Genomic DNA, 22,305 nt, shown 5'->3' on the forward strand with positions numbered 1-22,305 from the left:
CGGGCTGATTCGGGCCGAATTTAACCTAAGTAAATACTACGGGTCCCTGGCAAGGTCTTTGTCTGGTAATCGATAGTCTTTTGAACTCAACGCAGGAATTGAAAAGTGGTATGAAAAACCGTTCCCTTTCAGGAATGGCCGATCGTCGTCCTGTTCCGGGACTTCTCGGTTTGATGATTTTTCTGGTGTCAGGATGTACTTATTGGGGGATAGGAAACGGAAAATCGGACCTGCCGGTTGCCCGTCAGGGGTTACTGGATCTGCGAGCGGTTGACCTTCAACGCCAAACACTTGCCTTGAACGGAACCTGGAAATGGTACTGGCAGTCGCTGCGAAAACCCGGCGATCCCGAAACCCGCTTCGAATTCACACGCTTCCCACAACGCTGGACCCTGCACACCTGGCAGGGCAATCCCATTCCGGCCTACGGGTACGCTACCTATGCGTTAACGGTTTTGCTCCCCCCCAACCGACCGAAGCTAGCCCTTTTTCTGCCGGATGCCTACACCTCCTACCGGCTATTTTTGAATCAAAATGAACTGGCACACAGCGGTTTTCCCGGAACAAACCGGCAGACGACAACGCCCTTCTGGTCAACGCAGGTCCAACCCATTCCGTCCACCGGCGATACACTACGGCTGCTGCTACAGGTTGCCAATTTTCAACACTCGAAAGGGGGTGTTTATAAATCGATCCGGCTCGGGCCTGTCGATACCCTGCAACTTACCCTTCAACGGGACCGATCGCTTACGTTTTTTCTGACGGGTTGCCTGTTTATGGGCGGGCTGTTTTTTCTGGGTTTATTTTGGTTCGGGCGGCACGAAATCAGCATGTTGTATTTTTCACTATTCTGTCTGCTGTACAGTTATCGGGTCATCGGCACGGATCACTACGCACTTCATTCGCTGTTTCAGGACACTGCCTGGTCGCTGACGCTCCATCTTGAATATTTGTCGCTGTTTCTGGGTGTGCTCGTATTCGTCCTCTATACAGGCTCACTGTATCCTGCCGACGTTAACCCGTGGATCATTCGGGGTATGGCCCTGATTTGCGCCTTATTTTCGGCCATAACTATTGTCTTCCCTCCCACCGTCTTCACGCGCCTGATCAATCCTTTCCTGGGTCTGATGTTTCTGTACATCACCTATGCCTTTTATATCTACTGGCTGGCCGCCCGCCGGAATCGCCCCGGAGCAATCTATTCGCTGATGAGCACCGGCGTTTTGCTGGCCGTTTTTATCATGATCATTTTTAAGTATTTCCAAATCGCCTACCCGGAAAATCTCGTCCTGTTTGTCGGCTACGTTAGCTTTTTCTTTCTGCAATCCCTGGTACTGTCGTACCGGTTTGCCTTCAATCTTCAGCAAGCCCGCAATCAGGCGGAAGAGGGCTTACGGGCTAAAAATGAATTTCTAAGCACGATTAGCCACGAAATCCGGACCCCACTCAACGCCGTGCTAGGCATGACGCAACTGCTCGAGCAGGACAAACCCCGCCCCGATCAGAAACCGCATCTGGATTCCATCCTGTTTTCAGCCCGGAATCTGCTGCACATTGTCAACGATATTCTGGACTTTAACCGGATGGATGCGGTCGGAATTACGATGGAGAGTGTTCTGATGAATCCAGCCAGCATCCTGACCAACATTGCATCGACGTACCGCCCGGCTGCCGACGAAAAAGGGCTCCATCTGAATGTATCAATCGACCCGGCTTTCCAAAACCAGGTGATCGGCGACCCGACCCGGCTGGCCCAGGTTTTAACCCACCTGGTCGACAATGCCCTAAAATTTACCCAGGAAGGTAAAGTTCGGTTGAGTCTGGTGGTCGACGCGCAAACCGATTCGTCGATCACCGTTACGTTTGCCGTTGACGATACCGGGATCGGCATTGCCCCTGAAAAACAGGAACTGATCTTTAACCGCTTCACGCAGGCTGATTCGTCTCACTCGCGCAGCTATGGCGGCACGGGGCTGGGTCTGAGCATCAGCCACCGGATTTTACAGCTTCAGGGAACCGAATTGCACCTGAGCAGTGCCCCCGGCAAAGGTTCCCGATTTTATTTTACCCAGACGTTTCCCAAAGTACCTCCTTCCCCCAAAACCATGACCGAAACCAAGTCCGGGCCTGGCGAAAAACCGTTGAAAGACATCTGTATTCTGCTCGTGGAAGACAACGCCATGAACGTTATATTAGCCAAAAGTGTGCTCGAACGGCTGGGCGCTACGGTCGATGTAGCGAACAACGGTCGGGAAGCCGTCGACATGCTGGATTCAACCCGCCACCAACTGGTGCTGATGGACCTGCAAATGCCGGTTATGGACGGTTTCGAAGCCACCCGCATCATGCGGGAGCGCCGGGAAACCCTGCCCATTATCGCCGTAACAGCCAGCCTGGCCCAGGATGTGGGCGAGGAAGCCCGGCGCGCCGGACTCGATGAAGTCCTCGTTAAACCGTACAATACCGGCACACTCACCCGCATGATCCTGCACCACCTCTCCCGGTCGGAATGAAAAAATGGGCCCGAATCTAGTCCGTTTCTACATAGTTCAAATCCTTTTTGAACGTCTCTTCCATGAAGTATAAGGCCACCAGTGCCAAAGCCGTCGTGAGTAAACCAACGCCGAGTGCGCTGTTAAGCGTACCGAACTGTTCTTTTCCGTAAACAAACAGGGAGGTCAGCGGAATAACTGCGCCCCTGACAAAGTTCGGCACGGTCGTCGCCACCGTCGCCCGCAGGTTGGTTCCGAACAATTCGGCCGCAATTGTCACGAACAAGGCCCAGTAACCGTTGGCTACACCCAGCAGGACGCACACCAGGTAGAACGTGTTCAGGTCTTTGAGCGATCCCAGCAGGTAGACCAGCACGAAGACTAGTGAAACCAGCACAAAACCGGCAATGACTTTCCGGCGGCTTTTGAAGTACTGACTCAACAAACCGCTGGCGATGTCGCCAAAAACCTGCCCGGTAAAAGCCAGCATGACGGCTTTTCCGGCGACCACCGGTTCGTCGAGCCCCATTGCTTCGCCGAATTCGGGCGAAAAGGTGATCAGAATCCCGACTACGAACCAGATCGGCAAGCCAACCAGAATGCACTGGATGTACCGCAAAAACCGACCGGAATGGTTAAACAGCATCAGTAGGTCGCCCCGCTTCACCTGCCGTTCTTTCACCACTTCAAAAATACTGGACTCGAACACGTTCACCCGCAGGATCAGCAACAGTAGGCCTAAACCGCCCCCCACAAAATACGACACCCGCCAGGCAAACAGGTCGGCCACGAAATAGGCCAGGATGGCACCCAGAACGCCCATCGTCGCGACGATTGTGGTTCCATACCCGCGAATCTGCTTCGGCAGCACTTCCGTCACGAGCGTCACCCCCGCGCCCAGTTCTCCGGCCAGCCCTACCCCGGCGACAAACCGCAGCAGCGCATACATCGGCAGGCTGTTAACCAATCCATTGGCAATGTTCGCCAGCGAATAGATCAGAATAGACCCGAACAACACCGACAACCGCCCCTTTTTATCACCCAGAACGCCCCAGAAAATACCCCCCAGCAGCATCCCAGCCATCTGCCAGTTCAGCAGAGCAATCCCTTCAGGCAACAATTGGGGGCCTTCGACGCCCAACGCCTTCAGACTCGGAACCCGCACGACACTGAACAGAAACAGATCGTACATATCCACCAGGTAGCCTAATGCGGCCACAATGACCGGCAATTGCAGCAATTGACTACTCAGGCTTTTTTCAGTTTTCGGTTGCGGAATCATTTTTTCGTTTAAGGTTTAAGGTTTGACGTTTAAGGTTGTCCGAATGAGGTTTAAGGTGTTCAGACGAAGTTTAAGTGGATATTCAGGCTACGTTAAACCTTAAACGTCAAACCTTAAACGAAAAATCATACTTGCTTCGGCAGCGCGTAGGGGGCGCGGTATTGGCGGCTCAGGTGCGAATTGGCTTCGGAGTCGCCGATGAATTCTTCTTTTTTCGGATCAAACTTCAACTGCCGACCCAACCTGTAGGCAATGTTCCCCAAATGGGCCAGCCCCGACGCCAAATGGGCGGTTTCGACCGGACCGTTCAGCTTTGATTTATCGCGCGAGCGCACAGCTTCGATGAAGTTCAGGTAGTGGTCGCCCCCCGCATGGCCCGCCGGACCCGGTGTGCGCTCTTTGCCCAGGAAAGTTTTATAATCGTTATAACCATTGATGACCATGTAGCCCTTGTCGCCGTAAAACAGGTTGCCAACTTCGACGCCATCTTCCTTGTTGGTCATCCACGGACGCACTTCAAACTGAATCACCTTGCCTTCTTTGGGGTAATTGTAGGTCGACGTCAGCACTTCCGGCGTTTCCTTGCAGTCTTTCCAGAGGTATTTCCCCCCGGCCGAACTGATTTCTTCGGGCAACCCCACATCCAGGCCCCACATAGCGAGGTCGGTTTCGTGAATGCCCTGGTTTCCGATGTCGCCGTTGCCGTAGTCCCAGAACCAGTGCCAGTTGTAGTGGACGTAGTTTTTGCTGAACGCCCGGGCTTTGGCCGGTCCCTGCCACAAATCCCAGTTCAGTCCTTCCGGAACCGGGCCGTTGCCCTGATTGCCAATATCCGGACGCCATTTGTACACCAGGCCCCGTGCCATGTAAACCTTCCCGATCAGGCCGTCGCGCAGGTGTTTGATGGCTTCCTGAATGGCCGTCGAACTGCGGAGTTGCACCCCATGCTGCACGATGCGATTGTATTTCGCAGCCGCTTCGATCAATTTTCGGCCTTCGCGCAAATTGTGTGTACCCGGTTTTTCAACGTACACATCCTTTCCGGCCTGACAGGCCCAGATGGCCGCCAGCGCGTGCCAATGGTTGGGCGTGGCAATGCTCACGGCATCGATGTTCTTGTCGTCGTACACCTTCCGCAAATCCTGTTCGGTTTTCACTTTACGGGCATACGTTTTTTCGAACTCAGCCGCGCGCTGGGCCGACACTACGTTGTCGACATCGCAGAGCGTGACCACCTCCACGTTGGGCAAAGCGGAAAATCCGGAAATGTGGCTTTTACCGCGCCCGTTGACGCCGATGACGGCGACCCGGATGCGGTCGTTAGCGCCGAAAGCGTGCGCCGGAATAATGGTTGGCAAAGCCAGCACGGCCAGAGAGCCGGTGGCTGCGGTTTTGAGGAAAGTCCTCCGGGAGTCTGCGTTTTTCATGGTTTAGGGGGTTTAGGAGAATTTTAAGGTTGTTGTTACACAGGGTTGATCAGAGGACATCAGAGGTTATCAGGGATACTCCGGTTACCTCTGATGTTCCCTGATTAACCCTGTGTAACAACCTCACTCAAACTTACAATCTCGGAATCGTCATCCCGCCATCCACCATGATCACCTGGCCGGTGGAGTACGGGAAGTCGTTGCGGGCCAGTGCGGCCACCGCCCGGCCCACATCGTCGGGATACCCCCAGCGCTTCTGGATGGTCAGCCCTTCGTCGATCAGTTTGTCGTATTTGCCAACCACACCCGCCGTCATGTCTGTGCGGATGATGCCCGGCCGAACTTCGTACACTGGAATGTTAAACTCACCCAAGCGAGCCGCAAACAACTGCGTCGCCATGCTCAGACCCGCTTTCGCAATGCAGTACTCCCCCCGGTTGACCGACGCCACCGTCGCCGAAATCGAGGAAATCGTAATGATACCTCCTTCGAAATCAGCGCTTTCCGTTTTTTGCTGTACGAGCCAGTTGGCCACCGCCTGCGTCAGAAAGTATGCGCCCTGCAAATTGGTCGAGAGTACGTACTCAAAGCTTTCTTCCGTTGCTTCCAAAATGTCCCGGCGCTCTTTCGGGGCTACGCCCGCGTTGTTGACCAGCACATTCAAACGGCCAAAATGCGCCCTAATCTGCTCCAGCATCCGGCTACGATCGTCTTTCGACGCAATATCGCCCTGACAGTAAATTACGTCGGCTCCCAGTTCCTGCAAACCGTTGAGAGCTTCCCCAACCGCTTCTTCCGGACGAACGCCGTTGATCGCCAGGTCAAAACCGGCTTTCGCCAGGTGCTCGGCAATGCCATAGCCGATTCCCCGACTACCACCCGTTACGAAAGCTACTTTTCTCATAACTCCGGAATGTCGATCCAACACCGTTTTTCCCAGCTTTCGATGCCTTTTTCGGCCAACTGAACGCCTTTGGCACCTTCCCGCAGATCCCAGGGGAACGGCTCATCTTTCACGACGTGCTTCAGGAATAATTCCCACTGAACCTTGAAGGCGTTGTCGAACGGTTCCTGCTCCGGCACTTTGGCCCAGCCTTCAAAAAACTTGATCGGCTGTTCAATGTCGGGGTTCCAGACCGGTTTTGGGGTGTTGCCGTAGTGCTGAATGTAGCATTCGCGCAACCCGGCCACCGCCGATCCTTTTGTGCCATCCACGTGCAACGTCAGCAGGTCGTCGCGCCGGACGCGGGTGGTCCAGGAGGAGTTGAACTGCGCAATGACGCCCCCTTCGAGTTCAAACGTCGCGTACGCGGCATCGTCGGCGGTGGCGACATACGGTTTTCCCAGCTCATCGATCCGCTCCGGAATGTGCGTCGCCCCCAGGCAGGAAACCGCTTTCACTTTGCCGAAAATATTGTCGAGTACATACCGCCAGTGGCAGAGCATGTCGACAATGATCCCGCCGTCGTCTTCCTTGCGGTAGTTCCAAGAAGGCCGTTGGGCCGGAATGGTATGGCCTTCAAACACCCAGTAGCCAAATTCGCCCCGAACCGACAGAATCTTCCCAAAGAAGTCATTCTGAATCAGCCGCTTCAGCTTCAGCAAACCGGGTAGCCAGAGTTTGTCCTGCACGACCCCGTTTTTCAAACCGGCGGCTTTGCAAAGTTCGTACAATTCCAGCGCCACCTCGGTACTGACGGCCGTCGGTTTTTCACAGTAAACGTGTTTTCCGGCCTGGACGGCTTTGCGGACGCCCTCAGCCCGGCGACCGGTGGTCTGGGCATCGAAATAAATGAGGTTATTAGGATCGGCCAGGGCTTCATCGACGTTGGTTGTCATTCGCGTGACGCCCGACTGCTGGCAGAGTTTTTCGAGTTTATCGGCGTTTCGGCCCACCAGAATCGGATCGGGCATAATGACCTCGTCCGATCCAACCCGAACGCCACCTTGTTTCATAATCGCAGCAATGGAGCGCAGCAGGTGCTGATTGGTACCCATCCGGCCCGTAACGCCGTTCATGATAATACCGACTTTGTGTTCTTTCACTGGTAAATGGATGGCTTAATGGTTAACAATGATTGAATGGTTTAATGGATAAAAATACCCCTAAATCCCCTGAAGGGGACTTGGACACAGCAACATCCGGATGCAAAAAGTCCGGCACCGGCCGCCCGGCCTTCAGGGGATTTAGGGGTATTTTTCACGAATGGTACAAATAACCGTGCTTGATTTTTTCCAGAAATTCCTTCTGATCTTCCGCCCAATACCGGTTTGAAAAGATTTCGACTTCGTTGAATCCACCAAAACCGGCGGCTTCGACCCACGACCGAATCTGGCGAACGTTGATGCAGCCCTCACCCATCAGCCCCCGGTCGTTGAGCAGATCGAGCGTCGGCGTTTTCCAGTCGCAGATATGGAAAGCATACAAATGCCCGTTTTTACCGCAGCGGTAAATTTCCTGCTCCAGCGTCGGGTCCCACCAGAGGTGATAGACATCGACGGCCACGCCCACATACGGCGAATTGAGCTCCTCGGCCATGTCGTTGGCCTGCCCTAAGGTGTTGATTGCCGAGCGATTATCGGCATACATCGGATGTAAAGGTTCAATCGCCAGCCGGACATTATTGGCTTCGGCGTGGGGTAACAGGGCAGCAATGCCGTCGCGGATTTGCTTGCGGGATTCCGTCAGCGGCTGACCCGGTGCAGCCCCGCACACCAGCACGACGTGGGGTGCGCCCAGTTCCGCGGCTTCGTCGATGGCCCGGCGGTTGTCGTCGATGGCCGCCTGACGACCAGCCGCTTCCAGGTTCGGGAAAAAACCGCCCCGGCATAACGATACGATGGTCAGGTTGTGATCCCGCAGGAGTTGGCCGGTTTGGTGAATGTTTCGGTTGGCGAGGGCATCGCGCCACACGGTTATCCCGCCAATGCCCGAGCGGGCAAACTGCTCGGCGGCTTCCTCAACCGACCACGGTTTGGTCGTGATCGTATGCACGCACAGTTTTGAAAAGTCCCCGAATGGAGATTCCCCGAATGGAGATTCCCGGAATGCCGGTTCGGTGGGTTGGGTCGTACTCATGCCAGGGCACCGAAAAAGGTGTAGTATTTTTCGTTTTTCAGTATCCGCTGGAGGTACAGCGCCACTTCGCGGGCGTGGTAGTCGCCCCACATGCTCGATTCGCCGTACGGAATTTTGCTGCCCTGCGGAACGTGATCCCAGCCGTTAGGCCGGTGGTAGATGGAATGCAGAATCAATCCCTGGTGATCCGGATCGGTGCTCAGGTAGGGTTCAGCAAACAGCGAATCTAACACCGTTAATCCCGCCTGCCAGTACCGAAGGCCATTTTCGATCTCTCCTTTTTCGGACAAATACTTGCCCAGACGAAGCATTCCCTGCGCCCCGATGGCAGCCGCTGAGCTATCGACCGGTTCGAAATCGTTGTACGGATCGGCGGGCCGATTGAGGTAATCACCCATTTTTGTCAGACCGGGCGCACCCGTGTCCCAGTACGGAATGCCATTCACCGGCGTGTGCTCGATGTAGAAATCGCAGGTGGCCCGGGCGGCTTTCAGCAGGTAGGCTTCGATAACCATCCAGCCGCCGAACGGTTCCAGATCCGATTTTTCGAAGGTATCAAGAAATTCCAGTTGTTCAGCAAAACCGCACATGGCCCAGGCCAGGCCGCGCGTCCAGGTCGAGAAACCGGTGTAGCCCTGCTGTGAATTCGGGCAGCGGAAATTCCCGTCTTTCGTGTTGAATACACTTTCGTGCGCCGTGCGGCCCCAGAGGTCGTACGTATCGCGGCCCTCGCCGTAGAAAACTGAGTAGTCGGCGGTGGCTTTCATGTGTTGCAGCGCCCGGTCGAGCAGGTTGATCACCACGTCGCCCTCGCCCTGAAAAACGTGACCCAGGCTATGGCTCAGCACCACAGCCCGGCACGAGCGGATGGTGTCGACAAACAACGAATGCGGCCCGTTGAAGGAGTGGATAAAACCGGCAGACGATCCTGCGCCGGTTTTGATGGTCGTCCAGCGGTTGACCTGCACGGCCCCGGAGATTTTGAGCGCCAGTTCGTAAAAATTCTTTTCCCACTCGTTGAAGGCAATCCGGCCTTCGTGCATCAGTCGCAGCAGGTTGCCGTACGTACTGACGTTATTGAACCCGTGGTCGTGGACGCCGACGTGGCTGATGTGCGGAGCCATGACCGTGAGCGTTTTTTGCCGACCCGTTTCCAGAAAATGCGTATCGCCCGTGGCGTCGAATTGCAGGATGGATGAACCAAACTGGAAGCCTTGCGTCCACTCGGTCCAGCCGCGCGTGGTGTAATGACCCTGCACCGTGAAAACCGGGGAGCCTTTGGCGGTGTCGTAGTGGGTGTCGATCAGGTTAATTTTTTGGGCGGATAAGTCCCAGAACTGTTGAAGTCGGGTGGTAAAGTCGGCCGGTTGAAGGGCGTTGTTGATTTGAATCATTGGTCAGGAAAAATCGGGAAACAGGCGAAAGGGCATTAATTTATCCATAGAAGTCAAAACCGCCCCGGAATTACCGTATTCCGGGAAAAATAGTGTCAATTTTCAAGAAAATGCCGGATTGTTGTCGCAGCACGGTCCAATTGGAACCGCATATCCGGGCGGTTTTTCGTGAACGGTAACAGTATCCTGCAACAAAGATCAGAACTTGCGGACCGGTTGATTCTGAAACCATTATGCACACCACCGTCTTCCTGACCCTGTTATTTGCCGCTGCGTTCAGCCCGGTTTTCGCTCAGCGGAACCCACCCACGCAGGCGCTAAATCATTACGTTGCCTTTTTGAACCGCTCGGCCGATGTGGTTTTCGAGCGGATGCGAATGCTCGATTCCTACTACGAAGCCAGTCAACAGGTTCGAAAAAAAACGGAAACGCTACTCCGCTTATCATCGTCGGGCCCACTGGAAGAATACGAATACCGGAAAGCCCTCGAAACCGCCCAATCTGGTCTAAGCGCCCAGGAATTTCAGCTACTGAATAAAGAAACCGAAGCCCTCTGGCAGTTGCTCGAAGCCTTTGATCAATCGGAAAAAGCACTGGAAACCTACGTCCGACTAAAAGATTACCAGCGCGACGGGCTGAAAAAATCGGATGAATTGCTGGCCGACTTGCAAAAAAAAGCGGGCCAGATTAGCCGCAAACGAGATGCCATGTACCGCCAGATTCAGCGGATTTACCGCCAGCACCAGCCCTATGATGCCCGCGACCCTTACTTGAAACTGGAGCGCGAAATGCACCAGATTTTGCAGCGCGAACAACGAACGATGGCGCTCTGGCCGTATTACCTCGACGAAAGCCTGAAAGCCGACTGGCCCGTCGACAGTATCCGCGACAGCATGCTGGCCGACGCCCGAAAACTGAGCGGTTTTGGCGACGAAACCGGTATCGCTTACCCGGCTTCCAGCATGATTGGTTCGTTCAAAAGCGCCCTGCACTCGATTCAGGATGTAAAACAAACCGCAATCAACAACTACACCTTTGCCGCCCGGCAGTCGGCCCGGCACGGAAACGAGGTGTATCTCAGCCTGATCAACCACTACAACAACGATTTGCTGGCTTTTTACGAGTCGTTTGTCAACTACAGCAAACCAGCCCGGCACTTGCTCGACTACCCAAAATTCAGTCCGGTTTTTGCGCTGGAAGCCCCGAAGGCAGAAGCACCGCGAATTACCCGTACTCCCCCGTTTAAAGACGCCCCCCTGATTCCGTTCCAGACAAAACCGTCGGCCAGTCCGGCTCCCGATGCTACCTTCCACGCCCTGAATGCGTACGTGGAATTCATCAACGAGTCGCTGCGGCAGATGAATCATCTCCAGCTTCAGGCGCGGAATTATCAGACAGAAGCTGAGTACCACCGCTATCCGGAATGGCACCGTCGGCGCGGCCCATTGACGTATCGGCACGATGAGTTTAAAATTCCGGCGGCCGACTATTCCTTGCTGGTTAACCGGAGCCGGGCCGTTCCCGAGCCCTACCGGACCGTCCTCAATTCGCAGGCCGAGGTGTTGATGAACATCCTGAAGGAGATGGACGGCCTGAGCATCGAGCTGATTGGCTACACCCAGGCGAAACAGTACGAACAGGACCGGCTGGAGCGCTCGGACGCCATTCTGGACCGGTACGCGGTTTTGTTCGACACCTTCGACCAGAAAAAGGAGCAATTATATGCCGACGTGCGCCGGATTCACGAGAGTTATAAACCGGGCAATCCCACCAGTTCATGGCACGTGGCGGGTCAGGCGCTGCTGAAAGCGTTGGATTTGGACCGGGCGGTTTTATTCGGAATGAAGGATTATTTTAAGGGTAAAACCGGTCAATTACCAGACACCAAAACGGCAGAAAACGAAGTTCGGACGCTGATTACCGACGAATACAAAAACCTAAAAGGGCTCACGCGCTACGGACGAAACAACGGTTTGTGCCCGTATTCGCCGTATGAGGACCTGGCCGAAAACTCCGGGCGGTTTGCGGAGTTGGTGCCAAACGTAAAACCGATTCCGGCAATGGGTGCGTATTACGGTTCGCATCCCTACGAATCGTTTTATTACTTCTACAACAACCAATTGGTGTATGAATACAACAAATTCAGCGAACTGGCAAAAACCGGGGTACTGAAAATGATCAACCAGCCGAACTGGTTTGCTTTTCAACGTCCGATACCCGCGAAACCGGTTGAGTCCCCCAACGTCTCTGAACCCGAACGAGTCCCTGCAGAACCGAAGCCGGTGCCGACCGAAGCCGCTCTGACCCTCGACGGTTTTGCTACCAACCACCTGGTGTTGTTGCTCGACGTGTCGGCGTCGATGGAATCGCCGTACAAGCTGCCGTTGTTAAAAAAATCCATTAAATCCCTGCTGCCGCTGTTGCGGGCGGAAGACCAGGTTTCGGTTGTGGTATACTCAGGAAAGAGCAAAGTAGTCCTGCCGCCAACCTCCGGTTCTAATCGGGAAGAAATTGCCCACGCCATCGACCAACTCCGATCGACCGGAGAAACCGACGGCAACGAAGGCCTCCGAACCGCCTACAAAGTGTCCGACAAACACTTCATTTTGGGCGGCAACAACCGCATCATCCTGGCCACCGACGGGGAGTTTCCGATCAGCGAGTCCACCTATGAATCGGTCGGAGAACACGCCCGAAAAGACATTCACTTAACGGTGTTAACCTTTGGCCGAAACGTTGTCAATTCAGCAAATCTGAAAAAGCTAGCCACCTTAGGACAAGGCAGTTATGACCACGTAACGGAAGAAAAAGCTCAGTTACAGCTCATCCTCGAAGCCCAGGCCAAAAAATCTCCCTGACCTACCCCCATTTTTAACTCTTAACTCCTAACTCTTAACTTCCTATGTCTGCCCGCAAGAAACCCATTGAACGACAGTTTACGGCCCGGCCTGATACGCTTGATTTTCGCGACAAAATTTACGTCTCCAATCTGTATGAAGTTCCGGTTCGCATCGATCTGGAGGAATACCTAAACTGGAAAGTCCCGATTCTGGACCAGGGTCAGGAAGGAGCCTGCACCGGTTTCGGGCTGGCAACGGTGGCCAATTACCTGCTGCTTCGGCGGAAAGTTGTACCCGACCCGGTTCCGGTGAGCGCACGCATGATTTATGAAATGGCCCGGCGGTATGACGAATGGCCCGGGGAAGATTACAGCGGTTCCAGCGCGAGGGGTGCCATGAAAGGCTGGCACAAACACGGCATCTGCGCCGATGAACATTGGCCCTACGTAGCCACAGCCAAAAATGAGCGTCTGACCGAAAGGCGTACCTCCGATGCCCGCAAGCGGCCGCTGGGCGCTTACTACCGGGTGAATCACAAAGACCTGGTGGCGATGCACAGCGCGATGGCCGAAGTGGGCATTTTGTATGCCACCGCAACGGTCCACCAGGGCTGGCAGGAGGTAAACGAAAGCGGGATTATCCGATTCTCGAACCAGGTATTGGGCGGGCACGCGTTTGCTATTGTTGCCTACGAAGAGCGCGGTTTCTGGATTCAGAACTCCTGGGGGCCGGACTGGGGCAGTGGCGGTTTTGCCCTGATTACCTACGACGACTGGCTGGTCAATGGAACGGACGTGTGGGTGGCCCGATTGGGAGCGCCAATCCGGCTGGCCGAACCGCAGTCGGTGGCCATCAGCAACGCAGCGGCTTCCGGCAAGTCCAACGCCTACGCCTTCTCCGAACTTCGTCCCCACATCATCAGCATCGGTAACGACGGGCGGCTGAATGAGGGCGGCAGTTTTGGCACTTCAGCCGCCGAGGTGGAAACAATTTTTCAGGAAGATTTCCCCGAGAAAACCAAAAACTGGAAAAAGAAGCGGATTTTGTTCTATGCTCACGGCGGTTTGGTCGGTGAAGAAGCGGCCGTCCAGCGACTGGCCGACTACCGTCCGGCCTTGCTGGAAGCCGAAATTTACCCGATTTCCTTCATCTGGCACACCGATTTCTGGTCGACGGCCACGAATATTTTGCAGGATGCCCTGAAACGTCGGCGCCCCGAAGGAATTCTGGATGCCAGCAAAGACTTTATGCTCGACCGGCTCGACGATGCCCTGGAACCGGTTGCCCGGCTGCTGATGGGCAAAATGCAGTGGGATGAAATGAAAGAAAACGCCAGCCTGGCCATGCGGAAAACCGGTGGTGCCCGGCTCGCCCTGGAACAACTGGCCGAGTTGGCGAAAAAAGAAGACGTTGAAATTCATGTTGTCGGCCATAGCGCGGGCAGTATCTTTCATGCGCCGGTTGTGCAGGCCCTGACGGACGAATTCGGATTAAAAATTGCCTCCTGTACCCTGTGGGCACCGGCGATTACCGTCAAACTTTTCAAAGAGTTGTACATGCCCTCGCTGCAATCGGGGAAAATCAACCGGTTTTCGCTTTTCACCCTGACCGATGAAGCCGAGCAGGACGATCATTGCGCCCGAATTTACAACAAGTCGCTGCTTTATCTGGTGTCCAACGCGTTTGAAGCCAAACCCCGGATTCCGCTTTTCCGGGACGGCGAACCCATTCTGGGCATGGCGAAGTTTGTCGCAGAAGACCCGGAACTGACCGCGCTGTTCAAAACCAAACGGGCCGAATGGATTCAATCGCCCAACACGGAGTCGAAAGATCCGCGCAAGAAGTCGACGGCCCGGCACCACGGCGATTTCGACGACGACCGGCCAACGGTGGAAGCCACGCTGGCGCGCATTCTCGACAGCAGCAAACAAGCTGCTATGCCTGAATTGACGTTTATGCGGTCGGCATCCTCCAATCGGGAAAAACGCCTGCAACTGATGAATTAGCCTCGCGAATATCCTCAAATTTAAGGATGTAAAATCCGTAAACCCGGGGATGGAATCGCACGGTTCCGTCCCCGACCTTTACCATCAAATCTATATCCACCCCACCTTCTTTTCAGGTCAGGAGCACATACCGGTAAAAATCGACATTTTGATTGATAGCGGTTGGTGTATGGTGGTTTATTGACCAGATTGTAGTACTGACAGTCAAGCTTATGCGCATTCTTATTGCTGAAGACCACCGAATTTTACTGGACAGCCTCGCCCTGCTTCTTGCGAGTATCGAAGGGGTTGAGGTGGTATCCAAACACACGAACGGAAAACAGGTGCTAACTGCCCTGGAAGTTGATCCCACCATTGATCTGGTCGTTTCCGACGTGCAGATGCCCGTTATGGGCGGGATTGAACTCACGCTTCAGCTCCGTCAGCGGTTTCCGCAGGTCAAAATCTGCCTGCTGACGGTGGCCGATCAGCCCGAAGCGATCAAGGAAGCCATCCGGGCCGGGGCCGACGGCTATGTGCTGAAGAGCGCCGAACGGCATGAACTGGAAACCGCCCTGAAGCTGGTTACCAAAGGCAACAAATTTTACAGTGAACAGGTGATGCTGCAACTAGCCAACGACACCGGTATCGAGTTTACGCCCGATGCCGAAAAACCGCAGAAAATTGCGATTACACAGCGCGAACTGGATGTGCTGAAACTGATTGCGCAGGAATATTCGGGAACGCAGATTGCCGAGAAACTTTTCATCAGCCCGACCACCGTGGAGACGCACCGCAAGCACCTGATGCAGAAGCTCGGCGTACAGACTACGATTGGGTTGGTGAAGTACGCGATTAAATATAATCTTATCTAACCAAACTGTTTCACTTTTAACGCTCGCTTTACAGATGGAAAATCCAATTCCTTACCCCATCCCCCAAACAACTAATTCCACATTAAAGTACATTTTGTTACAGGGACGCGTCCAGCTTGGGTACATCAGCGACCCTCAATCGTTGACCGAAACCGATCCAGCAGCGGCCAAACCGGGTCCGGCCCTGGTCCTGACTCCCCTTGATGATAAATTTGAGCCTATTTCGGCCTTAAAACCGATTTATGTGTATTTACACAAAGACGAAGTAGTTAAAGTACTTGATATCAACCTAATTGCCGAATTTAACAAAGAGGGTTTTGATCAAAATATTGCTACCATCAGGCACCTGAACCCTGGGATTGGCGACTGGGACACCCTCCAGGCCTCAACGGACTCTCCCGAGATGAACCCATCGGGACCGCCCAAATCCCGTGGCTAATTGGTCTGAAATCGCTTTATGGAAGATTCCCATTGATCCTCACGGTTTCAATGGGAATTTTTATAAGTATCCAGGTGCCCTTTTCACTGGGTAAAACCGTGTTGAAGGTACCGCCGAGGGCGTCCAGCCGGGTCTGAATGTTCTGCAACCCGATACCCCGTTTGGCCTGACTGGGTTGCAGCCCGATGCCATCGTCGGTGACCGTCAGGTCGACCCCGGCATCGGTCCGGAACAGGCTTATGCCGACCGTAGTAGCCTGGGCGTGTTTGATGACGTTGTTAAGTAATTCCAGCGTAATGCTGTAAAGGTTGAATTCGATTTCGATGGGCAGCCGTTCCTGCAAACCGGTGATGGTCAGCGAAATTTGCAAGGGGGAACTTTGGTTTAGTTTGTCGACCAGCGTGCTCAAGGTGCGGGTCAGTCCTTCCCGTTCGAGTTCGGCGGGCAGAATGTTGTGCGAAATATTCCGGACTTCGGCATAGGCGTTTTGAATCAGTTGCCGAACGGTTTGGTAGACCGATTGCTCCGGTTCCGTGAGGTTTTTCGGATTAATCGATTGCATGCTCATGCTTACCGCGCTCAGCAGGCTGCTCAGATTGTCATGCAATTCGAGCGCAACACGTTTGCGCTCAACCGTTTGCCCCCGGTAGTGAGCCTGTTTAATTTCCTCATTCTTCCGGATCAATTCCTGATTGGCTTTCACAAGCTCCCGGGTGCGTTCTTCCACCCGGTTTTCCAGGTTTTTGTTCACATCGGCCAGTTCTTTCCGGGCCATTTCCAACAAGACCCGTTGCCGGTTGATCTGCCGGTTCTTGGCCTGCAACCGCCGGTTATTCCAGAAAAGCAGGGCGACAATCAGCACCACCACGACGATGCCCAGAAACAGGCCATCACGGGTTTTTGCAAGTTGCAGGCTTCGGTTCCGCTCGGCCAGCCGACTCATCCGTTCGGCCTGCAAGGCATTGGTTTTCTGCTCATTATCATACTGGGCCTGAAGCGTTTCAATCCGGTGTTGGTTTTTCTCCCTCGACAAACTGTCTTTCAGGTTCACAAAATTTTCGTACGCTTCCAGGGCAGGGGCGGGCTGGTTGGTTTGGCGGAAAATCCGGTATAATTTTTCTTCGGCTTCCGCCACCAAGCTACTGTTTTTGACCTGACGGGCGGTCTGGCGGGCCCGATAACAATACCGCAACGCCACTTTCCATTTCTGACGTCGGACGTATACGTCAACAATATGGAGCAGAATGCTGCCTTCCAGGTCGATACTGCCGATTTGTCGGCACAGCGACAGGGCCTGTTCGTAGCAACGGAGTGCAGTAGTCAGGTCGCCCATTTCCATGTAAACCCAACCGATCGCGTGTAAGCCGTGCGATTCGTACCAGGTTTCGCCTTCGCGCCGGGCCAGGGAATACATCCGCTGGTTAACCGCCAGGGCTTCGGCCAGTTTTCCCTGTTCCCGGTACATGGCTCCCTGAACGTTCAGAATGCCCAGTTCGACGTTGGCATCCGATTCTTTCCGGAGCATTCGTAACCCTTCCAAAATGTGGTGTTTCGCTTTGTCGAATTGCTTCAGACTCGCGTAGGCATGGGCCAGTCCCCGGTGCGATCCCGCCATCCGGGCGTAGCGGTCCAGTGAATCTGCCAGCGTGAGGGCTTTGAAATAGTGCCAGACACTCTGGTGATAATCGCCCCGAACCTGATACAGATAGCCCTTGTATTGGTACGCATAAATTAGTTCATTCGGCCGTTTGGCCATCTGGCAAAATGTGCGTAACAACTGGTTATAATACTCGGCTGAATCAACGTCGACATCCATGTAAGCCCGCATGAGTCCCATCAAAATCTGGCAGCGGAGTGAGTCGCGGGCAGGGCCTTCAGGCTTAATTCGAAACGCACTCAATTCCCGCTTCAGGCTATCAATTTCGCCCGCCAGCGCCGATCCCGTTCCCGCCAGTAAACAGCAAAAAAGCAGAAGTTTTTTCATAGGAAACCGGTTTGGAACAAACTTACGCAAGATGAACCTATTTTCAATCAGGTAAATATCCTCAAATTACAGGATACAAAATCGTCAGAATCAAGGATTTGGTAACAAGCATGGCTTATCGACCTTTGGGTTAGTCAACGGCCGGAAACGTTCGTCCGACCCTAGTGATTCAAAACCTTTCTTAACGGAATTAATTCCCATGAACCTCAGCCTGATTCGGAAGGATTTCAGTGATCAGTCGACCCTGGGCGCGCTCTCGATCGACGGGCATTTTTTCTGTTTTGTTCTGGAAGACCGGGAGCGTGGGCTGCACAGCGCCATGAGCCACTCCGAGTTACTGGCAAACAAGGTCTTCGGGAAAACCGCCATCCCCACAGGGAGGTACGAAATCATCCTTAGTTTTTCGGAACGGTTTCAAAAGCAGTTGCCGCTACTCCTGAACGTACCAGGTTTTGAGGGAATCCGGATTCACAGCGGCAACGTAGCGGCCCACACGGAAGGCTGTCTGCTGGTGGGTTCCGGCATCCTCCCCAATCGGGTCGGCAATTCGAGAGCCACCCTGAACAGCTTGATGAAATTGCTGAACAAAACCGCCAAAAAAGAAAAAATATTCATTGAAATCAGCGGACACAGGCCCGTGATGCCGGACCTGGTCCCTGAGCCGCATCGAATTCCCCACCGTAACCATCTGGTATCAACCTCTAATCTCCTAAAATGATGAACGCTGAATGTACCTCGGCCGAATGTATTCTGATCAACCTTCTGCTGAGCGGACTGCTCGGCCTGATTGGGCAGGGCATTCGGGTCATTGTCGGCTTGAAAAAATTGCGCGAAGAAGCCACTGCGGAAGCCTCCACCAGTACCGCAGACGCCAAAACCGCCTTCGACAACCACTTTGATGTCCGGCAACTCTGGCTGTCGCTGTTTATCGGCTTCGTCGCCGGTTGTTTGGCGAATCTGGGCCGCCCGGATGGCGAATTTACGAAGGAAGTCCAACTCGCGATTATTGCCGCCGGGTACGCCGGAACTGATTTTATAGAAGGTGTATTGACTAAAGTTTTACCTAAAAAATAAATCAAACTCCCCATGTTAAACCCACTCGATCCGCAAAACCGCCCCCTGTTTGAAGGCATTCAGGGCAACATTCTCAAAGCCCACGGTCGGCATCATACGGCTAATTTGTTTATCCTTGGCTATGCCGGTCAGGTTCCGGAAGCGAAAGCCTGGTTAAAAAGCCTGGTAACCGGCAAAGAAGCCATTGTTCACTCCGGTTATGAGCAGTTGCGGAATAACATCCTGTTCAAAGAAAGCAAAGGGCAAGTCGATACCGGCTTATTTGCCTGTGTTCACATCAGCGCGGCTGGGTATGAGTACCTGTTCGGTACAGGAGCCAAAAACCGGTTTTCGGACAACTCTTTTCAGCAGGGAATGAAGAAAGCCCAGCTTAATGACCCAGGTCCATCAGAGTGGGAAATTGGTCATCAGGCCGATAACCACTTCATGTTGTTACTAGCCCACGCAAATCCCGATGCCCTGACGGAGGCCATTGAACGGGTCGGGGAGTCTATCCGGGATTTCGGACGCATCACCACCTTGGAACGGGGCGAAGCGCTATTTAATGCCGAAGGGGCCGGAATCGAACACTTCGGCTACGTCGATGGAGTCTCTCAGCCCCTGTTTTTTACAGATGAACTGGATGCCTACAAAGCCGCCAACAACATCAAGGCAGCGGCCGATTTTAAATTCAACCCCAGTGCCGAAAAGGAATTAGTGTTGGTAAAAGACCCTTTTGCTGACCAGACTAATGCCAGCGCGTTTGGCAGCTACTTCGTTTTCCGAAAACTGGAGCAGGATGTGAAGGGTTTCAAGCTGGCCGAAAGCGCGCTGGCCGACCTACTGGGGCTGACGAATGAGGCCAGGGAACGAGCCGGAGCTATGCTGGTCGGCCGATTTGAAGATGGGACACCAATTGAAATGAGTGACCGCGAAGGAATGATTCACGGGGCCGTTTGGAACAATTTTGATTACACAAAAAGCGAAAACTCAAAGTGTCCTTTCCACGGCCACACCCGAAAAACCAACCCACGCTCGGACGTGCCGGGTGGGGTTTCCCAGGCTAAAACGCATATGATGGCCCGGCGGGGCATCCCGTTTGGCACCCGCACCGACGACCCGAGCGACGGTCAGATCTATAACAAACCCGAGAAAGGAGTAGGCTTGCTGTTCATGAGCTACCAGGCCAGTATTGAAAATCAATTTGAATTCATACAGAAGTCCTGGGCCAACAATTCGAAATTTCCAAATTTTGACCCCCAAAAACTGGATGGTTTGGATCCAATTATTGGTCAGGGTTTACCCCGAGTAGAGGGTACTTATGCCACAAAATATGGGGACCTCAGCACCCTGAAATCCGCTGCCTTCGGCCAATTTGTGCATATGAAAGGCGGAGAGTACTTCTTTGCCCCCAGCATGAATTTTTTGGAAAACGTCGATCGATTATAATAACCGGTATCGACAGAACGAAGGCCTTTGACCAGCACAAATAAAAAGTATGTCCCCTTAATCCGACCTATCATGAAACCCTTTTTAACTTTATTCCTTGTCGCAACTGTGAGTATGCGGCTGGCCTATGGTCAACGATTTGACTTCGAAACAGGCATAGTTGACAATTTGAACGCCCAAAAAACCGGCGAAATGGTCAAGTTTACGGTAAATAATGTTAACACCTTTCGCTATAAAGTAACAATTAAAGGCTCAAACATCACCTATGTCACGCCTATTCCAACCGAACTACAGACCTTATTCCGGTTACCTGAACCTACACAATCGGCTTCAAAAGCAACAGAAGGAGCCTCGAAAGCAGAAGCGGCTAAAAATGATATGGATAAGTTAAAGGTCGCTACCGCCGGAAACTTTCGAGTAGTCATGGATGAGTTGGTGAGGCTATGCAGTTTGTTTGTGGTTGAAGCCAATGCGGTTCGGTCAATAAAATACCGAAGAGCTACTCTTATTTCGATTGCCAAACAGAATTGGCGTAATCACAGTACAATGCTTGGTACATTGCCGACTCGATTCACTGTCCCGGTTATGCAGGCTCACGTCCAGGGTTTTATGGACGCTTACCAAAAAGCAGAAATGCAGTATGAAGCGGCTAAACAGGCGGCTAAAAGTACGCCATCCACCGACGATGACGAACGTATTGAAAGCGCTCTCGAACGATTTGAAGAAGGGTATCATGATGTGGATGAGGAAGATTTGATCAAGTTGATTGAAGATGTCGACCTCCTGCAAAATGCCCTGCTGGATCCCAAAAACTTTTCAGTCATCTCACCGGCAATCCAAGCAGAAGGCGATTACCTGGCTTTTACCATTTCCATCGAGCCTGATCAAACCAATGCTTTACTGCCACATGAAGCATCAAAAGAAGTAAACGTAGAAATTCCCGTTCGAAAAGGCTGGAAAGCCGATTTCAGCGTAGGATCAAATTTTTCCGTGGGATACGAAGCCAGGGATGAACGGTATTATTTAAAGCCAACGTCAGATGGAAAGGGAGCCTTGACCCGGGGCGCAAACTCCAATTTCCTGCGCCCGGGCGTGGCCGCCATGCTTCATGCTTACCAGCGTACCGGCAAGAGTTATGCCGCCGGAATCATGATGGGAGTTGGCGCAGGGTTCAAGGAAGAAAACGCACTCACAGCAGCGTATTACCTGGGCGGTTCTCTTGTTCTGGGAAAAACAGAGCGTCTTATGATTAATGGTGGTGTCAGTTTCCTACAAGTCAACCGGTTAAAAGCAGGCTATATCCGGGGAGACGACTATCCCATTGATTCAACAAAAATTGACGACTTAACTGAAAAAGTCTTGAGACCCTCCCTTTTTCTGGGAATCTCATACAACATCACCAATCGTGTTGAACGCAATTAGCTCAAATATTTCCAATTCTACTTCCCGTTCGAAAAAGGCTATAAGATTTGATCTTATGGCCTTTTTCGAACGGGAAAGACCAAAGTCCATTTAGCAGGTTCTCATCATGCTGCCTGCCGCAAAAACCGCCGTTCCATCAACTGGGGCGTTTCAAACCGGTTGCCCAGAACCCGCAGTTGGCGGGCGTGCGGAGCACTAAGCGAAAACGCCGGAAAACCGCCGGTTCCGAAAGGCTGAAACAGGGCGTACCCACACCGCTGGCTCGACCACGCAATCTCGAAGATACGACCGTCCCACTCGACCAAGTCATTTTCGTACAACAACGTTCCCAGCTGATCCGGTTGACCGATGGTGCGCATCAACCGCCAGGAAGCGCTGTTGGTCTGCGTCAACTCGTCCGTTTCCGGGAACTGGCTGGCCAGCGCCAGAGCATCCTGCAACCAGATGGTCAGAAAAGGTTCTGTGGTTAAGGGTAGTCCGGTCAGGTAGTGCATTTTCTGACCGTCCCAGATGCGCGATTGAAGAGGTTGCATAAACTTAACCCTATTTTAGTTATACTATAGATACTAGCAAATATATGTTAT

The 22,305-nt window shown here is 53.2% G+C and carries 17 protein-coding genes; 9 read left to right on the forward strand and 8 right to left on the reverse strand.

Annotated features, from left to right (window positions below; translation table 11 throughout):
* The first annotated feature begins 110 nt into the window (after positions 1-110).
* Entirely contained in the window at positions 111-2,513 is a 2,403-nt protein-coding gene (locus ACO2Q8_RS18870) for an ATP-binding protein (RefSeq protein WP_423346400.1), read from the forward strand.
* Positions 2,514-2,529: 16 nt separating this feature from the next.
* Here the strand turns inward: ACO2Q8_RS18870 and ACO2Q8_RS18875 are convergent, their stop codons facing one another.
* From ACO2Q8_RS18875 to ACO2Q8_RS18900, 6 genes are all read right to left on the reverse strand, one after another.
* Positions 2,530-3,774, reverse strand: a complete 1,245-nt coding sequence (locus tag ACO2Q8_RS18875; protein WP_423346401.1) for an MFS transporter — start codon at positions 3,772-3,774, stop codon at positions 2,530-2,532.
* Between the two features lie 125 nt (positions 3,775-3,899).
* Positions 3,900-5,201 (reverse strand): Gfo/Idh/MocA family protein, encoded by a 1,302-nt coding sequence (locus ACO2Q8_RS18880; RefSeq protein ID WP_423346402.1) that lies wholly within the window; start codon positions 5,199-5,201, stop codon positions 3,900-3,902.
* A 133-nt stretch (positions 5,202-5,334) separates the two neighbouring features.
* The gene (locus ACO2Q8_RS18885; protein WP_423346403.1) at positions 5,335-6,105 is read right to left on the reverse strand and encodes a 3-ketoacyl-ACP reductase; all 771 of its coding nucleotides are present in this window, start codon (positions 6,103-6,105) and stop codon (positions 5,335-5,337) included.
* Positions 6,102-7,247: a Gfo/Idh/MocA family protein gene (locus ACO2Q8_RS18890; RefSeq protein ID WP_423346404.1), complete on the reverse strand. Its 1,146-nt coding sequence runs from the start codon at positions 7,245-7,247 to the stop codon at positions 6,102-6,104. Before ACO2Q8_RS18890 ends, ACO2Q8_RS18885 begins: the two co-directional genes overlap by 4 nt.
* 154 nt (positions 7,248-7,401) lie before the next feature.
* Positions 7,402-8,280, reverse strand: coding sequence for a sugar phosphate isomerase/epimerase family protein (locus ACO2Q8_RS18895; RefSeq protein ID WP_423346405.1), 879 nt, complete (start codon positions 8,278-8,280; stop codon positions 7,402-7,404).
* Entirely contained in the window at positions 8,277-9,674 is a 1,398-nt protein-coding gene (locus tag ACO2Q8_RS18900) for a glycosyl hydrolase (protein ID WP_423346406.1), read from the reverse strand. Before ACO2Q8_RS18900 ends, ACO2Q8_RS18895 begins: the two co-directional genes overlap by 4 nt.
* Positions 9,675-9,907: 233 nt before the next feature.
* Here ACO2Q8_RS18900 and ACO2Q8_RS18905 point away from each other — a divergent pair, with 233 nt between their 5' ends.
* From ACO2Q8_RS18905 to ACO2Q8_RS18920, 4 genes are all read left to right on the forward strand, one after another.
* Positions 9,908-12,532 carry a VWA domain-containing protein gene (locus ACO2Q8_RS18905; RefSeq protein ID WP_423346407.1) on the forward strand — a complete coding sequence of 875 codons (2,625 nt, stop codon included), beginning with the start codon at positions 9,908-9,910 and terminating at the stop codon, positions 12,530-12,532.
* Positions 12,533-12,576: 44 nt separating this feature from the next.
* Complete coding sequence (locus tag ACO2Q8_RS18910; protein ID WP_423346408.1) at positions 12,577-14,520, forward strand: C1 family peptidase; 1,944 nt, start codon at positions 12,577-12,579, stop codon at positions 14,518-14,520.
* A 212-nt stretch (positions 14,521-14,732) separates the two neighbouring features.
* Complete coding sequence (locus tag ACO2Q8_RS18915) at positions 14,733-15,374, forward strand: response regulator (RefSeq protein ID WP_423346409.1); 642 nt, start codon at positions 14,733-14,735, stop codon at positions 15,372-15,374.
* A gap of 34 nt (positions 15,375-15,408) precedes the next feature.
* The gene (locus tag ACO2Q8_RS18920; protein ID WP_423346410.1) at positions 15,409-15,813 is read left to right on the forward strand and encodes a hypothetical protein; all 405 of its coding nucleotides are present in this window, start codon (positions 15,409-15,411) and stop codon (positions 15,811-15,813) included.
* Positions 15,814-15,829: 16 nt separating this feature from the next.
* Here ACO2Q8_RS18920 and ACO2Q8_RS18925 read toward each other — a convergent pair whose 3' ends face one another.
* Entirely contained in the window at positions 15,830-17,797 is a 1,968-nt protein-coding gene (locus tag ACO2Q8_RS18925; RefSeq protein ID WP_423346411.1) for a tetratricopeptide repeat-containing sensor histidine kinase, read from the reverse strand.
* Positions 17,798-17,996: 199 nt separating this feature from the next.
* Between ACO2Q8_RS18925 and ACO2Q8_RS18930 the strand changes: the two genes are divergently transcribed.
* The 4 genes from ACO2Q8_RS18930 to ACO2Q8_RS18945 all read left to right on the forward strand — a co-directional run bounded on the left by ACO2Q8_RS18930 (position 17,997) and on the right by ACO2Q8_RS18945 (position 21,721).
* Complete coding sequence (locus ACO2Q8_RS18930) at positions 17,997-18,515, forward strand: DUF5675 family protein (protein WP_423346412.1); 519 nt, start codon at positions 17,997-17,999, stop codon at positions 18,513-18,515.
* Positions 18,512-18,871, forward strand: coding sequence for a hypothetical protein (locus ACO2Q8_RS18935; protein WP_423346413.1), 360 nt, complete (start codon positions 18,512-18,514; stop codon positions 18,869-18,871). Before ACO2Q8_RS18930 ends, ACO2Q8_RS18935 begins: the two co-directional genes overlap by 4 nt.
* A 12-nt stretch (positions 18,872-18,883) precedes the next feature.
* A complete protein-coding gene (locus tag ACO2Q8_RS18940; RefSeq protein ID WP_423346414.1) occupies positions 18,884-20,299 on the forward strand; it encodes a Dyp-type peroxidase in 1,416 nt (471 codons plus the stop codon).
* A gap of 72 nt (positions 20,300-20,371) precedes the next feature.
* Complete coding sequence (locus tag ACO2Q8_RS18945) at positions 20,372-21,721, forward strand: hypothetical protein (protein ID WP_423346415.1); 1,350 nt, start codon at positions 20,372-20,374, stop codon at positions 21,719-21,721.
* Between the two features lie 104 nt (positions 21,722-21,825).
* Here the strand turns inward: ACO2Q8_RS18945 and ACO2Q8_RS18950 are convergent, their stop codons facing one another.
* The gene (locus ACO2Q8_RS18950; RefSeq protein ID WP_423346416.1) at positions 21,826-22,254 is read right to left on the reverse strand and encodes a YopX family protein; all 429 of its coding nucleotides are present in this window, start codon (positions 22,252-22,254) and stop codon (positions 21,826-21,828) included.
* Between the last annotated feature and the right edge of the window lie 51 nt (positions 22,255-22,305).

The sequence above is a fragment of the Larkinella sp. VNQ87 genome, assembly GCF_049445795.1.
Taxonomy (GTDB): domain Bacteria; phylum Bacteroidota; class Bacteroidia; order Cytophagales; family Spirosomataceae; genus Larkinella.